Raw genomic sequence first — 17,958 nt, forward strand, 5'->3', positions numbered from 1 at the left:
GCCGCCTCCTCGGGCTCCGCTCCGGGCGCACGCCTCGTACCTCGGCCCGCACCCTACGCTGCGCCCTTCGTCAGCGGCCCTGGTTCGCGACCGCCGCGATGGCTTCCTTGGCCGCCTCCGGGTCCAGGTAGGTACCGCCCGCGGTGACCGGGGTCAGCGACTCGTCGAGCTCGTAGAACAGCGGGATGCCCGTGGGGATGTTGAGGCCGGCGATGGCCTCGTCGGAAATGCCGTCGAGGTGCTTGACCAGCGCGCGCAGCGAGTTGCCGTGCGCCGCCACGAGCACGGTCTTCCCTCCCTTGAGGTCCGGGACGATCTCGTCCTCCCAGTACGGGAGCGCCCGCTCGAGCACCTGCTTGAGCGCCTCCGTCCGCACCAGGGGCGCGCCCTCGTACCGGGGGTCGGCGTCCTGGCTGTACTCCGAGCCGAGCTCGATCTCGGGCGGGGGCACGTCGTACGACCGCCGCCACGTCATGAACTGCTCCTCGCCGAACTCGGCAAGGGTCTCCTTCTTGTTCTTGCCCTGCAGCGCGCCGTAGTGCCGCTCGTTGAGCCGCCAGCTGCGCTTCACCGGGATCCAGTGCCGGTCGGCCGCGTCCAGTGCGAGGTTCGCGGTCGTGATCGCGCGGCGCAGCAGGGAGGTGTGCACGACGTCGGGCGTGACGCCCGCCTCCGTGAGCAGCGTGCCGCCACGCCTGGCCTCTTCGGTGCCCTTCTCGGACAGGGGAACGTCCACCCAGCCGGTGAACAGGTTCTTGGCGTTCCACTCGCTCTCGCCGTGGCGGAGCAGGACGAGCTTGTAGGTCATGGACCCATCCTGCCCGACTCCGCGTGATGCTTGCGTGCCGTCTCGTAGACCGCGAGGACCTCGCCGGCGGCGTGGTCCCAGCTGAAACGTGCCGCCGACGCGGCGGCGGCACGCGCCATCCGGGTCCGACGGCGGTCGTCCGCGAGCAGGTCGTGCAGCTCGCGCGCCCAGTCGCCGGGGTCGTGCCCGTGCACGAGGACACCGGACTCGCCGTCGGCCACCACCGTGCGCAGGCCCCCGACCGCCGCCGCGACCACCGGCGTCCCCGACGCCAGGGCCTCGGCCGCCACGAGGCCGAACGACTCGTTGTGCGACGGGACCGCCACCAGGTCCGCGGCACGGAACCAGTCCACCAGTTCCGTCTGCGGCACCGGCGGGCGTACCAGCACGTCGTCGGTCACGCCCTCCTGCCACGCCAGCGCCTCCAGCTCGCGCACGGCGGTGGCCTTGCCGCTCGCGCCCCCGAGGACGGCGAGCAGGGGGCGGGCCGTCGTACCCGGCCAGGCGCCCAGCGCCCGGACCAGGACGTCAGGCCCCTTGAGAAGCTGGACACGGCCGGCGAAGAGCACCACCCGACGATCCGGGGGGAGCCCGAGGCGTTCCCGCAACGTCCGCCGCGCCGCCGCGACCGCCGCACCGCCCTCGGCGTCGTCCACCGGGCACGAGACCGTCCGCGGGCCCGCGTCGCCGGCGTCGAACCTCGCCTCGAGCGGCGCGAAGAGGCGCGTGTCCACACCCGGCGGCACGACATGCACCCGGTCCGGATCCGCGTCGTACCCGCACACCAGGTCCTCGGCCTCCTGCTCCGTGTTGGCCACGAGCGCGTCCGCCTCGGCGACGACCTGTTCCTCCCCCACCACCCGAACCATCGGCTCGGGTGAGTCCCCGGGCGCCAGCGCGGCGTTCTTCACGCGCGCCATCGTGTGCATGGAGTGGACGAGGGGGACGTCCCAGCGCTCGGTCGCGAGCCACCCCACCTGACCGGAGAGCCAGTAGTGGGTGTGGACGACGTCGTACCAGTCGACCGGGCGGTGCGCCTCGGCCCGCAGCACACCCGCGGCGAAGGCGCAGAGCTGGCCGGGCAGATCGTTCTTGTCCAGCCCTTCGAAAGGGCCGGCGGGGATGTGGACCACCTTGATCCCCGGTTCCGCGTCGACCACCTTGGGCTGGGCCGACGACGTGGCGCGTGTGTAGATCTCCACCTCGGCACCACGGCGCGCGAGCGCGCGCGACAGCTCCAGCACGTACACGTTCATCCCGCCCGCGTCACCCGTTCCGGGCTGTTCGAGCGGCGACGTGTGCACGGTGATCATGGCGACGCGCATCAGGACACCAGCACGCACGCGGGTGGGACCGGAAGCGGGAGACGCGCCACGACCTCTCCGTCGCCGGACGCGGTGTCCACGAGCACGGAGATGAGCTCGCCGGTGTTCTGGGCGGCGACCACGACCACGTCGTGACCGGGCGCGTCCCCGGCGGCCCCGGAAGCGACGACGGCGTGGTGCCGGGGCCAGGCACCGGCCCCGAGCTGCACGTCGGCGACGTGGCCGGCCGTCCACCCGGCGAAGAGGCGCTCGAGGCGCAGCACGGCGAGCACGTCGGGACCGCGCACGCCGACATGGACGTGGCGTCCGTCCGACGACAAGGTCAGGTGCGACGGGAATCCGGGGGCGTCGTCGGCACCCCACGTCGCATCGGTGATCGGGAAGCTGTCCGCGTGACGGTAGCGGGGAAGGTTCTGCGGTCCGGGGTCCGGGACGAGCAGGTGGAGCCGGCAGTCGAGCTCACCGGCCACGAGGAGGGCGCCGTCGGGGAGCTCCACGAGGTGGCGGGGACCGGCGCCCGGAGGGAAAGTGGCGGCGACCTCGGAACCCTCGCTGCCGTCCGGGGCGGCCCGGTGGGTACGCAGCTCGTCGGTGCCCAGGTCGGCGACGAGGGCGGTGGCGTGGTCGTCGCGCAGGATGTGCGCGGAGTGGGCGTGAGGGCCGGCCTGCCGGTCGGGAACCGGGCCGGCGCCGTGGTGCCCGAAGGACTCGGGCGCTCCGGCGAGCAGGCCGTCGTCGTCGGTCGGCCACGTCACCGCGACGCCGTCGCCGTAGTTGCTCACCCACACCCGGTCGGCGGTGGCGACGACGTGGCACGGATCCGAGCCGCCCGAGGAGACGGTACGCCGGGCGACGAGCGACCCGTCACCGCCCGTGCCGAGTACGGCCAGCGAACCGGTACCGGTCTCCCCGACCGCGTAGAGCGTGCGCCCCGAGGGGTGGGCGGCGAGGAAGGAGGGAGCGGGGAGCGCGATCACGCGCCCGCCGCCGCTCAGCGCACCGGTGCCGGTATCGAGACCGACACGGAACACTCCCTCCCCACTACCAGGATCGGCGCCGGGGCGAGGGTACGTGCCGATCCACAACGAGCGGGTGCCGGGGTCGTGCTCCGAGATCATGAGCCCAGCCTAGGGCTCGCCCGCGGAGGGATCGCCACGGCACCGACCGGCGCCGCGCGACACCCGCTCACGAGACGTCTCAGCCGTGGGCCTTCTCGTAGGCCGCGACGATCTCGGCGGCGATACGGCCGCGGTCGCTCACCGTGTGGCCCTGGGCGCGGGCCCACTCCCGGATCGCCGCCGTGTTGTTCGCGCTGCGCGAGCGCCGGGACGACCGTGACGCCGCCGGCGTCGACTTCGCCTTGCGCGCGGCTCCGACCCACGGCGCGAAAGCGTCGCGGAGCTCCGCGGCGTGCTCCTTGCTCAGGTCGATCTCGTAGTTGGTTCCATCGAGGCCGAAGCTCACCGTCTCATCGGCGACACCGCCGTCGATGTCGTCCTCGAGCACCAGTTGAACCCTCTGGACCATTGTCCGCACGCCCTTTCATTTCAACAAAACATCTGGGTGTTGTCGAAAGCATGCCGCACGGGTGTATCACACGTCAAACAAAGGAGCTGGTCGGGCGATTTCGTACACACAGAAGCTTCACTGGCACGGTGACGCGGGACCTGGCCGCGGAATCGGGCCGGAAAATCCTGTGGTGCCGGTTCCCGCGGATCAGGGATTGTCGCTGGACACCACGCCGTCGGAGGCGGAATCCGCGGCCCTCGCCGTAGAATCCCCCGCCGCGGTCTCGGACGGGTTCCCCATACGCTCCACGGCCTGCCGTTCGTCGCGGTCGGCGCGCATGATCTTTCGCATCGCGAACCAGAACAGAACGCCTACGCCGATCGACGGCAGCAGCCCCGCGATCACCGCACCCAATGTGTCCACCACAGGATCCTCACAATCGCTTCGACTCAGGCCTGCGGCTTGACGAGGGGGAACATGATGGTCTCGCGAATTCCGAGACCCGTGAGCGCCATCAGCAGGCGGTCGACACCCATGCCCATTCCGCCCGACGGCGGCATGGCGATCTCCATCGCGGTGAGGAAGTCCTCGTCGATCGGCATCGCGTCCTCGTCCCCGACCGCGGCCATACGCGCCTGCTGCTCGAAACGCTGCCGCTGGATCACCGGGTCGACGAGCTCCGAGTAACCCGTACCGAGCTCGAAACCACGCACGTACAGGTCCCACTTCTCCACCTGGCCGGAAATACTCCGGTGTTCTCGGGTGAGCGGAGAGGTCTCCACCGGGAAGTCGCGCACGAACGTCGGGGCATACAACGTGTCACCGACGTAGTGCTCCCACAGCTCCTCGACGAGCTTGCCGTGATTCGCCTTCTTGGGGTCGAAGGAGATCTCCGCCTTGTCCGCGAGCTTGGTCAGGTGTTCAACACCTGTCTCGGGCGTGATCTCCTCGCCGACGGCCTCGGACAGTGAGCCATACATCGTGATCTGCGCCCACTCGCCGCCGAGGTCGTATTCCTGGCCGTCCGCAAGGGTCACGACGGTGCTCCCGAGCACGTCCTGGGCCGCCGTCTGGACAAGATCCTGGGTGAGCGCTCCGATCGTGTCGTAATCGCCGTACGCCTCGTAGGCCTCGATCATCGCGAACTCCGGGGAGTGCGACGAGTCCGCGCCTTCGTTACGGAAGTTGCGGTTGATCTCGAAGACCTTCTCCACACCGCCGACGACAGCCTTCTTCAGGAACAGTTCCGGTGCGATCCGGAGGAACAGCTCCATGTCGTAGGCGTTCATGTGCGTGGAGAACGGGCGGGCCGACGCACCGGACGCGACGGTCTGCAGCATCGGCGTCTCCACCTCGAGAAAGCCGCGACGGTGGAAGTTGTCGCGCAACGACCGCATGACACCGGCGCGCAGGCGCACCATGTCACGAGCCGCCGGGCGTGCGATCAGGTCCACGTACCGCTGGCGCACCCGCGCCTCTTCGGACAGGTCCTTGTGCAGCACCGGCAGGGGCCGCAGCGCCTTGGCCGCCATGCGCCACTCGTCGGCGAAGACGCTCAGCTCGCCGCGCTTGGAGGCGCCGACACGGCCGTGCACGAAGAGGTGGTCGCCCAGGTCCACGTCGGCCTTGAAGTTCGCGAGGTTCTCCTCGCCCACGACCTTCTGGCTGAGCATGGCCTGCAGCCGATGCCCTTCGCCGTCCTGAAGGGCGACGAAACACAGCTTGCCGGTGTTGCGGAGGAAGACGACGCGCCCGGCGACGCCCACGATGTCGTCGGTCTCCTCGCCGGCCTCCAGGTGGCCGTAGTTCGCGCGGATCTCGGCGACGGTGTGCGTGACGGGGAGGTTCACCGGATAGGCGGCATCCCCCCGGGCGAGGATCCGCTCGCGCTTCTCGCGCCGGACGCGGGTCTGCTCGGGCAGGTCGTCGGTCTCGGGCGCGGGATGGGTCGCGGTGGTCTCGGAAGTCACGCAGAGATTCTATCGGCGCAGCGCCGTGGCCCCCGACCGCTCAGGCCCGGAGGTCCAGGGCCAGGTCCAGGATGGGGGCGCTGTGCGTCAGCGCTCCCACGCTCAGGTAGTCGACACCGGTCGCCGCGACCTCGCGCGCCCGGTCCAGCGTGAGGTTCCCCGTGGCCTCCAGCTCGACGTGCGCCGGGATCCCGTCCCGCCCCTCACGGTCGCGCACCGCTCTCACGGTCTCCGCGAGGACGGGGACCGGCATGTTGTCGAGCAGCAGGAAGTCCGCGCCCGCACCGAGGGCCTCGATCGCCTGTTCGGTCGTGTCGGCCTCGACCTGGACGTCCACCTCCGGGAACGCCGCACGGACGGCGGCGACGGCCCCGGCGACCGACCCTGCGGCGACGACGTGGTTGTCCTTGACCATGGCGACGTCGTACAGGCCCATGCGCTTGTTGGTGCCGCCCCCCGCCCGGACCGCGTACTTCTGCAGGGCGCGCAGGCCGGGTGTGGTCTTGCGGGTGTCGAGCACCTGGGCGCCCGTCCCCTCCAGCGCCCGGGTGAAGGCCCGGGTGGCGGTCGCCACACCGGACGCACGGGAAGCGAGGTTCAGCATGGTCCGCTCCGCGACCAGCAGCACCTGGGCGGGGCCCGTCACGGTCGCGAGGACCCGGCCACCCCCGACGTCGTCCCCGTCGCGGGCCGGGAAGGTGACCTCCGGGACGGGGAGGCCGAGGCGTTCGGCGACCTGGCGCAACGTCTCGGGGACGACGACGAGCCCGGCGACGGTCCCGTCCTCGCGCGCCAGGAGGTCCGCGACGCCGGTGGCGGACCGCGGGATCGTCGCCTGCGTCGTCACGTCCCGCCCGGGAGCCGGCCCGAGATCCTCGTCGAGCGCGACGGCGACGGTGCGCGAGATCCACGCGGGATCGAGCCCCGGCTCGACGACGGACGGCACGGCACCGGAGATCCTCATCCCCACAACCTAACGGTCCGCTGCCGAGCGGTCGGTCCGTTGTCCTTGCGGTCGGCACCTTGAGGGACCGACCGCAAGGACAACGGACCGACCACATCGCCTCACCGGGCGAAGGGGCTGCCGAAGCCGCCGCCGCCCGGGGTTTGCAGGATCAGCGTGTCGCCGGGGGTGAGGTTCACCGTGTCCCGGCCGGCCAGCGGTTCGGCGTCGTCGGCGCCCTTCCGGAGGACCGCGTTGCGGCCCAACGCGCCCGGCTTTCCGCCCGCCATGCCGTACGGCGGGACGACGCGGTGACCGGTCAGCAGGCTCGCCGTCATCGGTTCCCGGAACTCCAGCGCCCGTACGACGCCGTCTCCCCCGCGCCACCGGCCCGCGCCGCCCGATCCCCCACGTACCGAGAACTCCCGCACCAGCACCGGGAAGCGTGTCTCCAGCACCTCGGGGTCGGTGAGCCGCGAGTTCGTCATGTGGGTCTGCACGGCGGACGCCCCACCGAACCCCTCGCCCGCACCCGAGCCGGACGCCACCGTCTCGTAGTACTGGTGGTCCGCGTTGCCGAACGTGACGTTGTTCATCGTGCCCGAACCCTCGGCCTGCACGCCGAGGGCCCCGTACAGAGCTCCCGTGACGGCCTGGCTCGTCTCCACGTTGCCCGCCACCACGGCCGCCGGGTACTCCGGTGACAGCAGCGTGCCGGGCGGGATCACGACGTCCAGCGGGCGGCGGCAGCCGTCGTTGAGCGGGATGTCGTCGTCGACCAGCGTGCGGAACACGTACAGCACCGCCGCCACGGCCACCGAGGACGGGGCGTTGAAGTTGGACGCCACCTGGGGCGACGTCCCGGTGAAGTCGATCGTCGCCCGGCGCCGCTCGTGGTCCGTCGTCACGCGCACGGCGATCGTGGCGCCGTGGTCGGTCTCGTAGGTGAACTCGCCGTCGGACAGCGTGTCGACGACCCGGCGGACCGCCTCGGCCGCGTTGTCCTGCACGTGGCGCATGTAGGCCTGCACGACGTCGAGACCGAAGTGCCGGATCATCGCGCCGATCTCCTCCACGCCCTTGGCGCCTGCGGCGATCTGCGCGCGCAGGTCCGCCAGGTTGGTCTCGGGGTCGCGGGACGGGTGGCGCGCCGCCGTGAGCAGCTCGCGGGTCTCCTGTTCCCGCATCCGCCCGTCGCCGACCAGCAGCCAGTTGTCGAGGAGCACGCCCTCCTCGTGGATCTCCGTGCTGGTGGCGGGCATCGAGCCCGGCGTGATCCCGCCGATCTCGGCGTGGTGGCCGCGCGAGGCGACGTAGAACAGGATCTCGTCGCCGGGCGTCTCACCGCCGGTCACGCCGCCGCCGGAACCCGCGCGGCCGGCGTGCGCGTCTGGGGCCTCCTCGCGGGTCGCCGCCGCGACGCCGGCGCCCGGCACCTCCCCGGCGCCCTCGCGGAACACCGGCGTGATCACCGTGACGTCCGGCAGGTGGGTGCCGCCGTGGAACGGGTCGTTGACCGCGTACGTGTCGCCGGGCCGCATCGTCCCCCGGCGGCGGGCGATGACCTCCTGTACGGTGGTGCCCATCGACCCCAGGTGCACGGGCATGTGCGGCGCGTTCGCCACGAGGTTGCCGTCGGGGTCGAAGATCGCGCAGGAGAAGTCGAGCCGCTCCTTGATGTTCACCGACTGCGCCGTCGCCTCCAGGCGGGCGCCCATCTGCTCGGCGATCGACATGAACAGGTTGTTGAAGATCTCCAGCATCACCGGGTCGGCCTCGGCCGAGACGCGCGCGTCGGCGCGCGGGGTGGCCCGGCGGACCACGAGGTGCCCCTCTGCGGTCGCCTCGGCCCGCCACCCGGGTTCGACGACGGTCGTCGCGTTCGCCTCGGTGACGACGGCGGGCCCGGACACGGCCTCGCCGGGCATCAGATCCTCCCGCCGCCGCAGCGGCGCGTCCCGCCATCGACCCGCGGCGAAGACCCGCACGGACACACCGTCCGCCCCGTCCGCGCCCGACGGCTGTGCCCTCGCACCGTCGGCCGCGGGGTCCTCGCCGGACCGGTCGGCCCCGTGACCGGGGCCCGCGCCGGTGGCCGGCACGTCCTTGCGCCGATCGTGCACCGGGGTACCGACCGGACCGGGACGCAGGTCGGCGTCCACCGCCGACGGCGCCACGGCCTCGACGGCCACCGCGTCCGCGATCAGTGGCCGGTCCAGCAGGAAGGAGTACACGCTCCGGTGTGCCGCCTCGAACTCGGCGACCATCGTCCCGGCGCTCGCCAACCGCACCGGGACGGTCGTGTCCGTCCCGTCGTAGCGGAGATGAACGGTGCGGGTGACGACGACGGGAGGCGCGTCGCGGCAGGCGTCGTCCACCGCGCCCTGCTCCACGAGGTCCGCGCGGGCGGCGGCTTCCAGCGCGTCGGCCGTCTCGCGCAGCCGCGGCAGCGCGTCGTCGGACAACGCCGCCCCGACCGACTGCTCACGCATCACCGTCGTGTCGGCCAGACCGATGCCGAGCGCCGACAGCACACCGGCCATGGGCGGTACCAGGACCGTCTCGATGCCGAGCGAGTCCGCGACGGCGCAGGCGTGCTGCCCGCCCGCGCCCCCGAAGGTGGTCAGGGCGTAGCGGGTGACGTCGTGCCCCTTGCGGACCGTGATCTTCTTCACGGCGCCGGCCATGTTCGCCACGGCCACCGCGAGGAATCCCTCGGCGACCTGCTCGGGCGTGCGGCCGTCGCCGATCTCGGCCGCGAGCGCCGCGAACTTCCGCCGCACGACGTCGGCGTCCAGCGGCTGGTCGCCTGTCGGCCCGAACACGGCGGGGAAGTGCTCGGGACGCACCCTGCCCAGCAGCACGTTCGCGTCGGTGACCGTGAGGGGGCCGCCGTTGCGGTAGCACGCGGGTCCTGGCCAGGCGCCCGCCGAGTCCGGGCCGACTCGGTACCGGCTGCCGTCGAAGTGCAGGATCGAGCCACCGCCTGCCGCGACGGTGTGGATGTCGAGCATGGGTGCCCGCAGCCGGACACCGGCCACCTGGGCGTCGAACACCCGCTCCAGCTCGCCTGCGTAGTGGGAGACGTCGGTCGAGGTGCCGCCCATGTCGAAGCCGATGACGTGGTCGTGACTCGCCAGCCGGGACATCCGCACCATGCCCACGATCCCGCCGGCCGGTCCGGACAGGATCGCGTCCTTGCCGCGGAACCGGTGTGCCTCGACCAGGCCGCCGTTGGACTGCATGAACTGCAGCGGGACGTCGGTGAGCTGCCCGGCCACCTGATCCACGTACCGCCGCAGCACGGGCGACAGGTAGGCGTCGACGACGGTGGTGTCGCCCCGCGGCACCAGCTTCATCAGCGGGCTGACCTCGGCGGACCGGGAGACCTGCGGGAACCCGATCCGCTCGGCGAGGTCGGCCACCTGGTTCTCGTGGTCCGGGAAGAGGTGGGAGTGCAGGCAGACGACGGCCGCGGCCCGGAACCCGTCGTCGTAGGCGCGGCGCAGCTCGGGTTCGACGGCGGCCAGGTCGGGCTCGCGCAGCACCTGCCCGGTCGCGGTGACGCGCTCGTCGACCTCGATCACGCGGGTGTACAGCGGCTCCGGCAGCACGATGTGCCGGTCGAAGATGCGCGGCCGGTTCTGGTACGCGATGCGCAGGGCGTCGCCGAACCCGCGGGTGGTCACCAGGACGGTGGGTTCGCCGGTGCGTTCCAGCAGGGCGTTGGTCGCGACGGTGGTGCCCATCCGCACGGCCGCCACGGAACGGGGCGCCGGGCCCGCACCCGCCTGCCGGAGGACTCGCTCGATTCCGGCCACCGCGGCGTCGTCGTAGCGTTCCGGGTCCTCGGACAGGAGCTTGTGCGTGCTCAGCGACCCGTCCGGGTGCCGCGCGACGATGTCGGTGAACGTCCCGCCTCGGTCGATCCAGAACTCCCAGCCCATGTGGTGAGGGTAGTCACCGGACGGGTGCGATGCTCCGGCCGTCCGTCGAGGTCACGCGGACGGCGCCTGCGCGGCGACCAGTTCGCGCAGCGCCTCGACGACCAGGGCGTGGTCGTCCTGCTGCGCCAGCCCCGAGACGGTCACGACGCCGACGACTCCCACCCCGGCGACACGCACCGGGAACGCCCCGCCGTGGGCGGCGTACTCCTGGAGCGGGAGTTCATGGGTGGCGTTGAAGTCCCTGCCCTTCGCCCGTTCCCGCAGTCCCACCAGGTACGACGACGCGCCGAACCGGTAGACCACCCGCACCTTGCGCTCCACCCAGGAGTCGTTGTCCGGCGTCGTCCCCGGGCGCGCGGCATGGAAGACCTGCTGCGTCCCCTTGCGGATGTCGATCGTCACCGGGAGGTCCCGCTCGGTCGCGAGCTGGATGAGCCGGGTGCCCAGCCGCCAGGCGTCGTCGTGCGTGAAGGTGCCCAGGACGAGTTCGGTCTCCTGTTCGGTCACCTCGGCGATGGCTGTCTGCGCGTCGTCGTTCATGAGGCCCATCATGTCGGATCGCGCGCCCGTCACCGACAGGGCGCCACGCCGGATCGCCGGGAACCGTCGACGGCGCCCCCCGGGTGTGGCGTCAGCGCACCCGGAGGGCGCCGTCGTCGTCCAGGCCGACCAGGACGCGGCGTTCCCAGTCCGGGTCGGGCTGCGGGTGGTCGGCGCGGAAGTGGCCGCCGCGGGACTCCGTGCGGAGCCAGGCCGCACGCGTCAGGGCACGCGCCACCTGGTGCACGTTGGTGGTCTCCCACTCGGCCGCCTGCGGCTGGGCCACGACCTCGGCGGCGACGTGCGCGTCCGATCGCACCGCGGCCAGCCGCTCGTCCGTACGCGCGAGCGACGACGCCGTGCGGATCACACCCGACCCGTCCGACATCGCCTTCTGCACCCGCGACCGCGCCACCGCCGCGACCAGCCCGGTACCGCCGGGCCGTGCCGCCGGCTCGGGGGCATCCGACAGGTTCCCCGCCGCGTACCGCTCGGCGACGTCGTGGGCCGCCCGCTGCGCGAACACCAGTCCTTCCAGCAGCGAGTTGGACGCGAGCCGGTTCGCGCCGTGCACGCCGGTGCAGGCCACCTCCCCCACCGCGTACAGGCCAGGCACCGACGAACGCCCCGTCAGGTCGGTCACCACGCCACCGGAGTGGTAGTGCTGGGCCGGGGCCACGGGCACCGGCTCCTCGGACCAGTCGATACCGAGCTCGGCGAGCCGCCGGGTGATGGTCGGGAACCGTCCGGCGAGAAATCGCCGGCCGAGATGCCGCACGTCGAGCAGCACGCTGTCGGCGCTGGTCGCCGCCATCTGGCGGACGATGGCATGCGCCACCACGTCCCGCGGTGCCAGCTCCGCCATCTCGTGCACCCCGGGCATGAAGCGATGGCCGTCGACGTCGAGCAGCAGCGCGCCCTCGCCCCGCACGGCCTCGCTGATCAGCGGAAGCTGCCCCTTCGCACCCGTGCCGAGCCAGAGCACGGTGGGGTGGAACTGCACGAACTCCAGGTCGCCGATCACGGCTCCGGCCCGCAGTGCCGCCGCGATCCCGTCGCCCGTGGCTCCCGCCGGGTTCGTGGACGAGCGGAACACCTGTCCGATGCCTCCGGTCGCGAGGATCACCACGGGCGCGAGAACCGCCCCCACGCCGTCGCGGCTGCCCTCTCCCCGCACGTGCAACGTCACCCCGGCGACACGGCGCACACCACCGCCGGTCGGCGCGGAGGTGAGGACGTCGAGGACCAGGGCGTGCTCGACGACCTCGATGCCCGGGTCGTCGCGAACCGCCTCGATCTGGGCGACCAGGGCACGCGAGATCTCCGCGCCGGTCGCGTCGCCGCCGGCGTGGGCGATCCGGTCGGCGCGGTGGCCGCCCTCCCGGGTGAGCGCGATGTCCCCGCCCGGGCCGGCGTCGAACACCGCACCCCGCGCCACCAGTTCGCGGACCCGCTCCGGGCCCTCGGTGACCAGCACCTTCACGGCGTCGTGGTCGGAGAGACCGCCGCCTGCGGCCAGCGTGTCCTGCAGGTGCGCCTCGGGCGTGTCCTGCGGGTCGAGCGCCGCGGCGATGCCGCCCTGCGCCCACACGGTGGAACCGCTGGACAGTTTCCCCTTCGTCACGAGCAGCACGCGTGGGACGCGGGTGCGCAGCTCGAGCGCTGCCGTGAGTCCGGCGATGCCGGAGCCCACCACCACCGCGTCCGCGCGGGTGGTCCAGCCTGCCTCCGGGGCGGCCAGGGCCCGCGCGAGCCGCGCGGCGGGAAGCGTCATGCGCCGTTCGACGGGACGCCGTCGCCGGCCTCACCCGCCATCCGGCCGGCCGCGGTCCGAACCAGCCCGGCCTGCTGGTAAGGCTCGATCGGGAGGCCGCTCTCGGTGAGGTCGTAACCGTCCGGGACGTGGCCGGGCTCGTCACTGCGCTCCACGACCCGGTTTCCCGCGTCCACGAACACGACGTTGGGCAGGAAGGTGCGCGCGTCGGCGTCGGAGAGCATGCCGTAGCCGATGATGATGACGATGTCGCCCGGGTCGACGAGGTGCGCGGCCGCGCCGTTGATGCAGATCTGTCCCGAACCCGGTTCGCCGGGGATCACATAGGTGGTGAGCCGGGCACCGTTGGTCACATCGACGACGTCGACCTGCTGTCCCGGGACGAGGTCCACCGCGTCCAGCAGGTCGGAGTCGACCGTGATGGATCCCACATAGTGCAGGTCGGCCTGAGTGACCGTGGCGCGGTGGATCTTGGCGATCATCATCGGCCGCTGCAGCGAGGCCGGGCGGCGTACGGGCGCCCGGTGCGGGGTGTCGTTCACGATTCGTGCCTCCTGGGCTCTCGTGCCCGCCGCCCCCTCAATCACTTATGTGACCTGCGGCGATACCTCGACAGCCTGGTTATCGATCAGTCTGGTCGTGCCCACCCGCGCCGCCACGAGGAGCAGGGCGGGACCCGAATGGTCGTCGGGCACATCATCAACGGTAATCGGATCGACGAGTGCGAGGTAGTCCACCTCGACGCCGTCGGCGGCGTTCAGCACGTCGGACGCCGTGCGGCGCACATCGGCGGCACCACGGGGGCCGGCCTCCGCCCCGGCGTGCAGGGCCCGCGACAGCGCGAGCGCGCGCTCGCGCTCCGGGCCGGACAGGTAGGCGTTGCGCGACGACAGCGCCAGGCCGTCCGGGTCGCGCACCGTCGGGACACCCACGATCTCGACGTCGAGATCCAGGTCCGCCGCCATACGGCGGACCGCGAGGAGCTGCTGGGCGTCCTTCTCCCCGAACAGCGCCACGTCCGGCCGTACCAGATGCGTCAGCTTGAGCACCACGGTGAGCACGCCGTCCATGTGTCCGGGCCGGAAATCGCCCTCCAGCACCTCCCCGATGCGCCCCGCCGAGACCCGGACGACCGGCTCGCCGAACGGGTAGACGGTGTCGGGCGCGGGGGCGAACACCACGTCGGCCCCGACCGACGCCAGCTTCTCCAGGTCGCCGGCCAGGTCGCGTGGGTACGCGGCGAGATCCTCCCCCTCGCCGAACTGGAGAGGGTTCACGAAGATCGTCACGACGACCTGGCCACCGGCACCGGCCTCCTCGCGTGCCCGGCGCACCAGCTCCAGGTGTCCCTCGTGCAGCGCACCCATGGTCATGACGACCGCGCGCCGGGCCGGGCCCTCGCCGGCCACGCTCGCGATCGGGGCCGACATCGTCCACCGCACGAGCGCCTCACGCAGGTCCTCACGCGTACGGGCCACCAGCGGACGCGCCGGGGCGCTGCCTGCGTCCGCGCCCCCGGGCGAGTCGCTCGCACCGGCCACGGTGCCCGCGGCACCCGTGTCGTCGCCCCGTGCCACTCCGGCACCGTCGGTCGTCGAGGTCATCAGTGGTCCTTCCTCTCTGCGCGGACGCGGTCCAGTGCGTCCAGCAGCGCGCTCGCTGCCCGGTCACCGATGCGGTGGCTCGCCAGGGCCCGGCGTGTCGCGCCACGGGCGAGCTCGGCGTACCCGGCCGGGATGTCCGTCGCGCCGGTGCGTGCCGCGAGCCCCGCCAGGGCGTCCGTGTGCCGTTCCACGGTGCCCACGTCCCCCCGCGACACGGGGCCGGTCAGCGCCGTGATCGCGCCGGGTCCCCCGTCACCGGCCGCGTCCGCCGCTCGTGTCGCGGACTCGAGGGCCGCGCCCAGCAGGGGGGCCAGGACCCTGCCCGGCGCGGCGATCCCCGCCTCCCGCAGCGTCTGGGCGGCCTGTGCGACGAGCACCACGAGGTGGTTCGCCCCGTGCGCGAGCGCCGCGTGATAGAGCACGCGTGCCTCCTCCGGCACGATCACCGGCTCCCCGCCGATCTCCACGACGAGCGCCTGCCCGATCGGCTGCACGGCCGCCGGGGCGGTCACCGCGAACGTGCAGCCCTCCAGCCGGGCGAGATCCAACGAGGTGCCCGTGAAGGTCATCGCGGGATGGACCGCGAGCGGGATGGCTCCGGCGGCACGCGCGGGCTCCAGCACGGCTGTCCCCGCAGCGCCCGAGGTGTGGATCACGAGCTGGCCCGGCTGCCACGCCCCGGTGTCGGCGAGGCCGGCCACGAGCGGTTCCAGAGCGTCGTCGGGCACGGCGAGCAGCACCAGTTCGGCACGCTCGACCACCTGCGCGACCTCGCACACCGGGACGCCCGGCAGCAGGGTCGCGATGCGTTCGCGCGACGCCTCGGAGACGCCGCTGGCACCGACGACCGTGTGTCCCGCGGCACGCAGCGCGCTGCCCAGGACCGCGCCGACCCGTCCGGCGCCCACGACGCCGACACCCAGCCGGCCGGGCCTGGCCGCGGAACCCGCGGCCGGTACGGGCGGTGTGGGCGGTGTGGTCAACGGGGTCCCTCCATCCAGCGTTCCGGTCCGGCCTGGGCCCGCGCGCTGCGCGCCCGCGCCGCCTGTTCCTCCAGCAGCTCCGCGGCGTCGGCGGCCGCGAGGTGGTGCACACCGGGACTGACCGGTCCCGGAGTGGAGTGCACCTCGAACGAGGCGAGACCCAACCGCCGCTGGAGCGGCCCGGCGGCGATACCCAGCGACTGCGTCCGCTCGTGCGGCACCACCGTCAGGATGCGGTACAGCCGCCCGCTGCGCAGCAGCAGCGCGCGGCCGGTCACCGCGAAGCCCTGCCGCTGCCAGCCGATCGGGTCCACCCAGACGGCGTCACGGGGACTGCCGGTGAACGGGCCGGGGGTGCGGGAGTCGCCGGACAGGCCCGCCTCCAGGACGGCACGGGGGTCGTCGACGCCGAGATCCGGCAGCACGAGGGAGAGCACGGTCAGCGCTTCGTCCCGGGTACCGACGGGCAGCAGCACGTTGGAGGTGCCGGAGGCGGCGTCCGCGGCGTACCCGGCGACGTTGACCTGAACGCGCCACCAGTCCCGGCCTCGCCACAGCAGCCCCTGGGTGATCGACACGGCCTGTACCCGGCCGGGCGGGATGGTCTGCGCTCGCGTCTCGAGCAGCCCGTGCCGGAGCCGGATACCGTCCGCGCTGATCGCGACACGGAACGCGAACTCCGTGGAGAACCGGTTGAACAGGTACCCGCCGATCCCGATGAACGGCGCGATCACGGCGAACACGACCTGCGGGGTGCCGGTGACCACGACGGTCACGATCAGGCCGGCGATGAAGAGGGCGAAGAAGATGGTCACGCTGGTGCGCAGGAGCGAGACGATCAGCCGGCCCATCGGCACCTCGAGGACGGGCTGCTCGGGCGCCTCCGGGGCGGCGGTCACGGGCGCGTCCGCGGCCGGTGCGTCCGCACCCGGACCGGCGTGGTCCGGTGCGCCGGCCGTCTCGTGCTCCTCGCGCACGGGGGCGGGGGTGGTGCTCTTGAGCCCGGCGGCTCGTGCCAGGAGCTCGTTGCGCAGCTCGCTCGCGTCGGCGTCACGGAGGTAGCCGATGGCGATGCCCGAGTCGGAGCCGCCGGCCACCTCGAGCTTGAGCTCGCTCAACCCGAACAGCCGCGCGACCAGCGGCTGGCGTACGTCGACGGCCTGCAACCGGTCGAGGCGCGCGTGCCGTTGCTGTTTGAACACGACGCCGCGGCGCAGGTGGACGGTCTCGTCCCCCACGGCGTACGTCGTCATCCGCCAGGCCAGCGCCGCGAACCCGAATCCGATCAGGCCGACGAGAACGAGGCCGAGCGGGACCGTCCACCAGTACGGGCTGGTGAGGAGGCCGATGACGCCGCCTTCCTCGGGACCGCCGTCCAGCGTCTGCTGGCCGATGATGAAGAGCGCACCACCCAGCACGGCCCAGCCGCGGACCATGGGCGTGACCGGGTGCACCCGGCGCCAGTGCAGCGCCGCGTCCCGGTCCGGCACCGGGTCCGACGTCGTCCCCGGCGCGTTCACAGGCCCGCCAACCGGGCCTCACCACGGGAGGCGAGGCGGTCCCGCAACCGCGCCGCCTCCTGCGGGGGCAGTCCGGGGATCTGCGCGTCGGTACCCACCGAGGCGGTGTGGAGCTGCACCTTCGCCAGTCCGAGCTTGCGGTCCAGCGGACCGGCCTCGACGTCCACGTACTGCATCCGCCCGTACGGGACCACGGTGAGCGAGCGGAACAGGATGCCCTTGCGGATGAGCAGGTCGTCCTCACGCTCCGCGTAGCCGATGGCGCGCACCTGCCGCGGGACGACGATCGCCGTCCACACCAGGAGCAGCACCGAGGCCCCGGCGAGCAGCCAGAACCAGGGCGAGACGGTTGCCGCCAGGACCGTCCCGGCCACGACGGGGACGGCGAAGGTGATCGTGGCGGGTATGAGACGTGCGGCGGTCAGACGGGTCGAGACCCGGCTCCAGGTCACGTCGGCCGGGTCGAACGGGCTGGTCATGTTGTCATCCTCGCACGGGCGCGACAGGACTCGAAGGACACCGTGGCGGGCGGGTCCCTGCCCGCCGGGCAGGCATCAGGCGGTCGCCGTGGATCCGTTCGTGTCGCTCTCCTCACCGTCCGACGGCGGCAGCTGGCAGAACCGCTCCACGACGAGCCCGACGACGGACAGCCCCACCGCGCACACGACGGCGACGGCCGCCGCGATCGCCTTGTCCCGCCGTGGCTCGACCGCCAGGTCCGGCAGGACGAGCAGCACCTGTGCCAGGTACCAGCCGCCGAGGAGCGCACCGGTCAGAGCCGCCGCCTTGGCGAGCACGAGGGTCCGGGCAGCGCGGAGGCCGTCCAGCGACGGGCGGTCGCCCTTCTGGTAGGCGCGCACGGTCCAGCCGAGCCAGAACACCCCTCCCGCCAGAGCCACGATCGCCACGTCGACGAGCCACGGCACCATCGGCAGGTACACGCCGTTGGCTTCCAGCGCGCGCAGCACCGGCCAGCCCACGACCGCGACCACGCCGAAGGCCAGCACCAGCCCGGCCACCGATGTCCGCCGCATC

At 72.7% G+C, this 17,958-nt stretch carries 16 protein-coding genes; all 16 read right to left on the bottom strand.

Going from position 1 to position 17,958, the window contains the following annotated elements; translation table 11 throughout:
- Positions 1–70: 70 nt before the first annotated feature.
- Complete coding sequence (locus J0911_RS18285; RefSeq protein WP_207276939.1) at positions 71–808, bottom strand: phosphoglyceromutase; 738 nt, start codon at positions 806–808, stop codon at positions 71–73.
- Complete coding sequence (locus J0911_RS18290) at positions 805–2,133, bottom strand: glycosyltransferase (RefSeq protein ID WP_207276940.1); 1,329 nt, start codon at positions 2,131–2,133, stop codon at positions 805–807. The genes J0911_RS18285 and J0911_RS18290 overlap by 4 nt, the downstream gene beginning before the upstream one ends.
- On the bottom strand, positions 2,133–3,251 hold the full coding sequence (locus J0911_RS18295; RefSeq protein ID WP_207276941.1) for a lactonase family protein: 1,119 nt from the start codon (positions 3,249–3,251) through the stop codon (positions 2,133–2,135). Before J0911_RS18295 ends, J0911_RS18290 begins: the two co-directional genes overlap by 1 nt.
- Positions 3,252–3,330: 79 nt before the next feature.
- Positions 3,331–3,660 carry a histone-like nucleoid-structuring protein Lsr2 gene (locus J0911_RS18300; protein ID WP_207276942.1) on the bottom strand — a complete coding sequence of 110 codons (330 nt, stop codon included), beginning with the start codon at positions 3,658–3,660 and terminating at the stop codon, positions 3,331–3,333.
- A 189-nt stretch (positions 3,661–3,849) separates the two neighbouring features.
- Positions 3,850–4,047 carry a hypothetical protein gene (locus J0911_RS18305; RefSeq protein ID WP_242637041.1) on the bottom strand — a complete coding sequence of 66 codons (198 nt, stop codon included), beginning with the start codon at positions 4,045–4,047 and terminating at the stop codon, positions 3,850–3,852.
- A 44-nt stretch (positions 4,048–4,091) separates the two neighbouring features.
- Positions 4,092–5,612: a lysine--tRNA ligase gene (gene lysS, locus J0911_RS18310; protein ID WP_207276944.1), complete on the bottom strand. Its 1,521-nt coding sequence runs from the start codon at positions 5,610–5,612 to the stop codon at positions 4,092–4,094.
- Between the two features lie 40 nt (positions 5,613–5,652).
- Positions 5,653–6,576: a carboxylating nicotinate-nucleotide diphosphorylase gene (gene nadC / locus J0911_RS18315; RefSeq protein WP_207276945.1), complete on the bottom strand. Its 924-nt coding sequence runs from the start codon at positions 6,574–6,576 to the stop codon at positions 5,653–5,655.
- 101 nt (positions 6,577–6,677) lie between these two features.
- Entirely contained in the window at positions 6,678–10,502 is a 3,825-nt protein-coding gene (locus J0911_RS18320; RefSeq protein WP_207276946.1) for a hydantoinase B/oxoprolinase family protein, read from the bottom strand.
- A 51-nt stretch (positions 10,503–10,553) separates the two neighbouring features.
- Positions 10,554–11,042 (bottom strand): heme-degrading domain-containing protein, encoded by a 489-nt coding sequence (locus tag J0911_RS18325; RefSeq protein ID WP_207276947.1) that lies wholly within the window; start codon positions 11,040–11,042, stop codon positions 10,554–10,556.
- A gap of 91 nt (positions 11,043–11,133) precedes the next feature.
- Positions 11,134–12,816 carry an L-aspartate oxidase gene (locus J0911_RS18330; protein WP_207276948.1) on the bottom strand — a complete coding sequence of 561 codons (1,683 nt, stop codon included), beginning with the start codon at positions 12,814–12,816 and terminating at the stop codon, positions 11,134–11,136.
- A complete protein-coding gene (gene panD / locus J0911_RS18335; protein ID WP_278186871.1) occupies positions 12,813–13,301 on the bottom strand; it encodes an aspartate 1-decarboxylase in 489 nt (162 codons plus the stop codon). Before panD ends, J0911_RS18330 begins: the two co-directional genes overlap by 4 nt.
- Before the next feature lie 102 nt (positions 13,302–13,403).
- Positions 13,404–14,420: a pantoate--beta-alanine ligase gene (gene panC, locus J0911_RS18340; RefSeq protein WP_207276949.1), complete on the bottom strand. Its 1,017-nt coding sequence runs from the start codon at positions 14,418–14,420 to the stop codon at positions 13,404–13,406.
- Positions 14,420–15,403, bottom strand: coding sequence for a Rossmann-like and DUF2520 domain-containing protein (locus tag J0911_RS18345; protein ID WP_242636994.1), 984 nt, complete (start codon positions 15,401–15,403; stop codon positions 14,420–14,422). Before J0911_RS18345 ends, panC begins: the two co-directional genes overlap by 1 nt.
- Positions 15,400–16,923 (bottom strand): PH domain-containing protein, encoded by a 1,524-nt coding sequence (locus J0911_RS18350; RefSeq protein ID WP_307865169.1) that lies wholly within the window; start codon positions 16,921–16,923, stop codon positions 15,400–15,402. The genes J0911_RS18345 and J0911_RS18350 overlap by 4 nt, the downstream gene beginning before the upstream one ends.
- Positions 16,920–17,402 (bottom strand): PH domain-containing protein, encoded by a 483-nt coding sequence (locus J0911_RS18355; protein WP_207276950.1) that lies wholly within the window; start codon positions 17,400–17,402, stop codon positions 16,920–16,922. The genes J0911_RS18350 and J0911_RS18355 overlap by 4 nt, the downstream gene beginning before the upstream one ends.
- 75 nt (positions 17,403–17,477) lie before the next feature.
- Positions 17,478–17,957 carry a DUF3180 domain-containing protein gene (locus J0911_RS18360; protein ID WP_207276951.1) on the bottom strand — a complete coding sequence of 160 codons (480 nt, stop codon included), beginning with the start codon at positions 17,955–17,957 and terminating at the stop codon, positions 17,478–17,480.
- Between the last annotated feature and the right edge of the window lies 1 nt (position 17,958).

Origin of the sequence: Myceligenerans salitolerans (assembly GCF_017349295.1) — a bacterium.
GTDB classification, from domain to species: Bacteria; Actinomycetota; Actinomycetes; order Actinomycetales; family Cellulomonadaceae; genus Myceligenerans; species Myceligenerans salitolerans.

Coding starts and splice junctions, on each gene's coding strand:
- J0911_RS18285 (WP_207276939.1), bottom strand. CDS start 808: ATGACCTACAAGCTCGTCCTGCTCCGCCACGGCGAGAGCGAGTGGAAC.
- J0911_RS18290 (WP_207276940.1), bottom strand. CDS start 2,133: ATGCGCGTCGCCATGATCACCGTGCACACGTCGCCGCTCGAACAGCCC.
- J0911_RS18295 (WP_207276941.1), bottom strand. CDS start 3,251: ATGATCTCGGAGCACGACCCCGGCACCCGCTCGTTGTGGATCGGCACG.
- J0911_RS18300 (WP_207276942.1), bottom strand. CDS start 3,660: ATGGTCCAGAGGGTTCAACTGGTGCTCGAGGACGACATCGACGGCGGT.
- nadC (WP_207276945.1), bottom strand. CDS start 6,576: ATGAGGATCTCCGGTGCCGTGCCGTCCGTCGTCGAGCCGGGGCTCGAT.
- J0911_RS18320 (WP_207276946.1), bottom strand. CDS start 10,502: ATGGGCTGGGAGTTCTGGATCGACCGAGGCGGGACGTTCACCGACATC.
- J0911_RS18325 (WP_207276947.1), bottom strand. CDS start 11,042: ATGAACGACGACGCGCAGACAGCCATCGCCGAGGTGACCGAACAGGAG.
- J0911_RS18330 (WP_207276948.1), bottom strand. CDS start 12,816: ATGACGCTTCCCGCCGCGCGGCTCGCGCGGGCCCTGGCCGCCCCGGAG.
- panD (WP_278186871.1), bottom strand. CDS start 13,301: ATGATGATCGCCAAGATCCACCGCGCCACGGTCACTCAGGCCGACCTG.
- panC (WP_207276949.1), bottom strand. CDS start 14,420: ATGACCTCGACGACCGACGGTGCCGGAGTGGCACGGGGCGACGACACG.
- J0911_RS18355 (WP_207276950.1), bottom strand. CDS start 17,402: ATGACCAGCCCGTTCGACCCGGCCGACGTGACCTGGAGCCGGGTCTCG.
- J0911_RS18360 (WP_207276951.1), bottom strand. CDS start 17,957: ATGCGGCGGACATCGGTGGCCGGGCTGGTGCTGGCCTTCGGCGTGGTC.